6 protein-coding genes and 1 pseudogene are annotated in these 4,777 nt (G+C 45.5%); 4 read left to right on the forward strand and 3 right to left on the reverse strand.

Annotation, left to right across the window (positions count from 1 at the left end):
* Nucleotides 1–406 precede the first annotated feature (406 nt).
* Nucleotides 407–587 (forward strand): annotated as a pseudogene (locus tag IM507_RS08040) (transposase); the annotation flags it as partial.
* Nucleotides 588–750: 163 nt separating this feature from the next.
* On the opposite strand, the gene IM507_RS08045 reads toward IM507_RS08040, so the two are convergent.
* Nucleotides 751–1,140, reverse strand: coding sequence for an AbrB family transcriptional regulator (locus tag IM507_RS08045; RefSeq protein ID WP_002737568.1), 390 nt, complete (start codon nt 1,138–1,140; stop codon nt 751–753).
* A gap of 300 nt (nt 1,141–1,440) precedes the next feature.
* Here IM507_RS08045 and IM507_RS08050 point away from each other — a divergent pair, with 300 nt between their 5' ends.
* The 3 genes from IM507_RS08050 to cbiB are packed head-to-tail and all read left to right on the forward strand — an operon-like array spanning nt 1,441 to nt 3,288.
* Complete coding sequence (locus IM507_RS08050) at nt 1,441–1,884, forward strand: Rrf2 family transcriptional regulator (protein ID WP_002738021.1); 444 nt, start codon at nt 1,441–1,443, stop codon at nt 1,882–1,884.
* Complete coding sequence (locus tag IM507_RS08055; RefSeq protein ID WP_103113391.1) at nt 1,832–2,305, forward strand: GFA family protein; 474 nt, start codon at nt 1,832–1,834, stop codon at nt 2,303–2,305. The genes IM507_RS08050 and IM507_RS08055 overlap by 53 nt, the downstream gene beginning before the upstream one ends.
* Before the next feature lie 2 nt (nt 2,306–2,307).
* Nucleotides 2,308–3,288, forward strand: a complete 981-nt coding sequence (cbiB, locus tag IM507_RS08060; protein WP_002736898.1) for an adenosylcobinamide-phosphate synthase CbiB — start codon at nt 2,308–2,310, stop codon at nt 3,286–3,288.
* Here cbiB and IM507_RS08065 read toward each other — a convergent pair.
* Together IM507_RS08065 and IM507_RS08070 are read right to left on the reverse strand one after the other, a co-directional pair.
* Entirely contained in the window at nt 3,229–3,603 is a 375-nt protein-coding gene (locus IM507_RS08065; RefSeq protein ID WP_081330901.1) for a hypothetical protein, read from the reverse strand. The two genes, cbiB and IM507_RS08065, sit on opposite strands and share 60 nt — an antisense overlap.
* Before the next feature lie 153 nt (nt 3,604–3,756).
* Entirely contained in the window at nt 3,757–4,425 is a 669-nt protein-coding gene (locus IM507_RS08070; protein WP_002792013.1) for a lysophospholipid acyltransferase family protein, read from the reverse strand.
* Nucleotides 4,426–4,777 lie beyond the last annotated feature (352 nt).

Consider the following 4,777-nt stretch of genomic DNA (forward strand, 5'->3'; position numbering starts at 1 on the left):
CTTGTTGGGTAAGACTTTTAGACTTTTTGTCAATCAAAAAGTACCAGGCATGGGAGTGATCAGGGGGAAAATCCCTGGACTTTTTCCCTGAAAATTAGGTAATTGGCCACCTCAAAACTGGTAAAACCCCACACCCCACACCCCACACCCTGCCACCAGGAAAAACTTTTTCAGTATACCCTACCTAGGGGTGCATCTGATTTTTGTCAATCTACCCAGTGGGGATTTTTCCAAGGAAACTATCTTCTAAAATTCGCGCTTAATGGCGATTTTTTCCTCAATCCCGCCGCAGATTAGCTTTTGCAGTGGGATGCTTAGATGCGGTTGTTCATACATTCGTACTAATTTAAGGATGACTGATCATTGTTGATTGTCGTTATTTCTGCACATCTGAGATGCTCCCAGAAAGTCCGGACAAGCTAAGAGAAGATTTTAGTTTCAATCTGGTCATGACAAAACTACCTGAAACTTCAGGAACTGTCCTTGCTATTATCTTTTTGGTTGTCAATCTTTCCCAACTGCTTCGGCAGTTTTTTTGGGCTTTTTTTGTCTTTCTGGCTTTTTTGCGAACAAATGAACTAAGATAGTCCTTCTCTTTAATAAAAATTATGTTTAAAGTTGTTTTGCCTAAGTAAAACTTATCAATTGGGCGACAAATCAGTGGCATTCAATAGCATGATTTCTGGAGCGAATTTTTCAGCAGCCCCTATCTGCAAGGAGAGAGTGAAACGGCTCTCTCCTTAATTATGGCTATTCGTCGTCGTCGCTGGCGCCAACTTGCTTGAGATGAATATGTTTTCTCCCCAAAGTAATTTCAAATTCATCTCCCGGTTTGAGTCCCATTTTTTTGGTGTAGGCCGAACCGATCAGGAGATTATTATTTGATTGGACACTGATCCGGTAGCTGGCCGAGCGCCCACCTCGTCCATGACCATTGGCACTGCTATCTAAGTCAATTCCCTCAGCATCGATTAAAGCATTGAGAAATTTCATCATATTAACGCGTTCAATACCATTTTTTGTCATGGTATAGTAGCCGCATTCCCGGGCTTTTTCCTCTTTGCTGAGGTTGCCTAGCTGTTTAACTTTCTCAATTAGTTCGAGGCCAGTCAGGGGTTCTGGATTAGTAGTTGTGTTCATTTAAGTTTGCAGTAGATAAGTAAAGGTTAGGGTCATCAAGGCTAGTCGAGGAGAATTGCTCCCCCTGACCAGAAACAATCGGGTTACGATTGATCTCTACACTTATCTTACACGGTATAAACTAAAAATTATCACTTGCTTGAGGAAATTGATTGTAATTGATTAGACTCTATCTCTCGATCAAAATCTTAACAGAATTTATCAATGTTGATCGAGATGCCGGGGTAAGGGAGGTTAGCCTTTCTGTCATCAATGAGAGCAGGGGCTAGGATAGAGATAAAGAGGTAAAAATGAGGGATAATGAAGCTAACAACTAGGGGTCACTATAGTGTTAAAGCCTTGCTGGATCTTAGTTTACAACCGAGGGGAACTCCCGTATCGGTAAAATCGATCGCCCTGCGTCAAGATATCCCGGCTGCTTATCTAGAGAAATTGCTGATAGAAATGCGACGAGCGGGGTTAGTTCGTTCCTTTCGGGGATCGCAAGGGGGTTATCAATTGGCCAGGCCGGCAAATCGGATCTCGTTGGGGCAAATTTTGGAGGCAGTGGGAGAGACGATCGAGCCATTATCAGGCTATCATCCCAGGGACGAACAGGCAGAAGATTGGGTGACATTTACTATCTGGAAACACCTCCACGAGAAATTAAAAGAGGCCCTGGGGAAGATTACCTTAGCCGATTTATACTACGATGCGCGTAGCTGGATCGCCGCTAGGGGAGAGGAAACCAGCTTTATTGTTTAGTAGTTTAGAAGTTATGACAGCAACAAAACAAGCAAAGATTTATGGGGGAGGTTGTCACTGTGGAGCGATCCGTTTTCAAGTGGCGATCGAGCATGATCAAGCTCTAGACTGTAATTGTTCGATTTGTCAGAAAAAAGGTTTTCTGCATCTGATTGTTCCTTCAGCACAATTTACCCTCCTAAGCGGTGAAGATTTTTTAAGTACCTATACATTTAATACCCACACAGCCCAACATTATTTTTGTCGTGTTTGTGGTATTCATCCTTTCTATCGTCCCCGCTCCCATCCTGACGCTATAGATATAAACCTGCGCTGTTTGGATGGCAATGTCTTGGAAGATTTTCAGATCCAGTTCTTTGATGGGGCTAACTGGGAAGACAATATTGAGAAAATTCGGGCTATCGATGGGAAAAGGGAGTAATTGTGAAGGGAACGGCAACGGCGATCATTTTAGTATTAGGGGCAGTTTTAGATTATCTGGTGGGCGATCCTTGGGGATGGATTCATCCGGTGCAGGTGATGGGGGCGATTATTGCCGTGGCCACAAAAGTTATTCTTAATTGGACGCAGGAAAAAATTTGCCAACGTTTAGGGGGCATAATTCTGGGACTGGGTTTAATTATCTTGGCCGGGGTCTTAACTTGGCTAGGAATCCAATGGTTAGGTCAGGTCAATTTGCTGCTGAGTTGCCTAGTACAAATGATTCTCTTGGCCAGTTGTTTAGCCGGTAGAAGTTTACGCAGGGCTGCCGAAACCGTCATCGCACCTTTACAAGCGGAAAATATCACCTTAGCTCGTTGCCAACTAAGTTTATACGTTGGTCGCGACACAGATAATCTCGGCCAGGAAGAAATCCTTCGCGCCCTCTTAGAAACCGTCAGTGAAAATGGTGTGGATGGAGTTACCGCGCCGCTTTTTTATGCCCTTCTCGGTGCCTTTCTGGGGGTGGGACCAGTACCCCTCGCTTGCGCTTATAAAGCCGCTAGTACCCTCGATTCGATGATTGGCTATCGTCGGCCACCCTACACCCATATGGGTTGGTTTAGTGCCAAAAGCGAGGATGTTTTGACATGGCTACCCTGTCGTTTAACGGTCTTAACTCTCGCCCTAATTTCGGGCCGGCCGGGGCGAGTTTTAAGCATTTGTTGGCGCGATGCCCGTCGGGATCCTAGTCCTAATTCCGGTTGGAGTGAATGCGTCTATGGGGCGATTTTGGGGGTGCAATTGGGGGGAAAAAATCAATATCGAGGCCAGATTGTGGAAAAACCTTTATTGGGCGATAACCTCAACCCGATTACCGTCAAAACCGTCGAACAGGCTTTGAATTTAACTCGTACTTGTGTATTACTTTGGCTGGCGATCGCTGTCAGCTGCTTGATTGCTAGAGATTTTGCTCAATTTTAGCGACCAGAGGCGACGGCGTTGACGGGATTGACGCTGCCAGTAACGGATAATCAGGGAGAAGGTCAAGAATAGGGATTGCAGTATCTGTATCTGTCCGCAGATGCGTTGATAGTTTTGTCGGAGATAATAGGTTTTTGCCCCGGCGATGATAATATATTCTGGGGCGGGGTAAAAAATGTGGTGTAAACGTCGTTCCACCCGGTTTAAAATTTTGGTCACTCGCCCTAAAATTCGCCGCAATTGCCACAATTTCCAGACTAGAAAGCAATTAAATAAAGTTAAGCCTAGATTGAAGCCGAGGACAAAAAAGAACATGATCGAGGCGATGGTCGAGTTATGCCAATTTTAGCCTAGATTCCCGACTTGAAAGTGTCGGGGAAAGAAATCTAAGACTAAATCCGTTGAGTAACGCACAGAAAACGGGTTTCTCCGAGAAACCCGTTTTCTACTCATGCAAAAGGCAAAGATTTAGCGTCCGAGAGCGTGTAATCCGTTAATAATTTCGGCACAGCGCTCGGTAACTGCCTGTAAAGCTTCTCTTTTGCTAGAAATCGGTGGCGGCAGCACTTCTCCGATGCGAATAGTTAAGGGGATACTATGGGGAAAAGAAGAACCTTTTTGAAAAATCTTTTCTGTCCCCCACAAACTGACGGGTAGCAGGGGAACTCCCGCTTTAGCGGCAATCATCGCCGCGCCTAGTTTTGGTTGATGGATCAGTCCGTCCTCGGTGCGGGTTCCCTCCAGAAACACTCCCACTGCCCAGCCCGCTGCTAATGCTCCCATCGCCGCCCGAATGGCCCCGCGATCACCACTGCTGCGTTTGACGGGATAGGCCCCGTAAAGAGCGATCGCCTGTTTTAAAATCGGGATGGTAAATAATTCTTCTTTAGCCATATAAGCTACGGGACGACGCACGGCACAGGATAATAGGGGTGGATCGAAGTAACTGGCGTGATTGCAGACGATAATCAGAGGATGACGCTGAGGGACATTTTCCACTCCGTAAACGCGACCGCGAAAATAGCCGTGTAGGGTGGGGCTAACGATCGACCATTTAAAGAGATGATATAAAACTAAACTGGCAAAAGGTTCTCGCTCTTGAGGCTGGTTCATGACTGACAATTGTTCCCTAGACATGGAAAAGCCCTTGGGAGTCTTGCCGTGTTTCGACCCCAAGGACTTTGCTTTCTTCTCACTCCTCACACAATTAAAATATATAGCAATTTATAGGTTAGGGAAAGGTTAAGCGTGCCGCTTTCTTAACTGGCATAATTACCTACCTAGGGTTGAGAGCGGCAAAAGGATTAGCAAGATGTGTCATTGATTTTGCTTGGGTACTGAAAAAAGGGGTGGTGATTCGGTAGTAGTGATGGCGGCTTAATCCTTTGCTTTGCTGTGCATTGTAGTCATGGATAAAATACCAAAGGGTTCCCCAAGGTGATTCTCCATTTTTTTAGAGAAAGATAGACTCTCTCTCACCAGCCGAGAA

This window comes from Microcystis sp. M20BS1, from assembly GCF_020245305.1.
Taxonomy (GTDB): domain Bacteria; phylum Cyanobacteriota; class Cyanobacteriia; order Cyanobacteriales; family Microcystaceae; genus Microcystis; species Microcystis ichthyoblabe_A.

What these genes read in the sequence shown, in the direction of transcription:
- IM507_RS08050 (WP_002738021.1), top strand. Translation starts at nt 1,441, where the DNA reads ATGAAGCTAACAACTAGGGGTCACTATAGTGTTAAAGCCTTGCTGGAT.
- IM507_RS08055 (WP_103113391.1), top strand. Translation starts at nt 1,832, where the DNA reads ATGCGCGTAGCTGGATCGCCGCTAGGGGAGAGGAAACCAGCTTTATTG.
- IM507_RS08070 (WP_002792013.1), bottom strand. Translation starts at nt 4,425, where the DNA reads ATGTCTAGGGAACAATTGTCAGTCATGAACCAGCCTCAAGAGCGAGAA.
- IM507_RS08045 (WP_002737568.1), bottom strand. Translation starts at nt 1,140, where the DNA reads ATGAACACAACTACTAATCCAGAACCCCTGACTGGCCTCGAACTAATT.
- IM507_RS08065 (WP_081330901.1), bottom strand. Translation starts at nt 3,603, where the DNA reads ATGTTCTTTTTTGTCCTCGGCTTCAATCTAGGCTTAACTTTATTTAAT.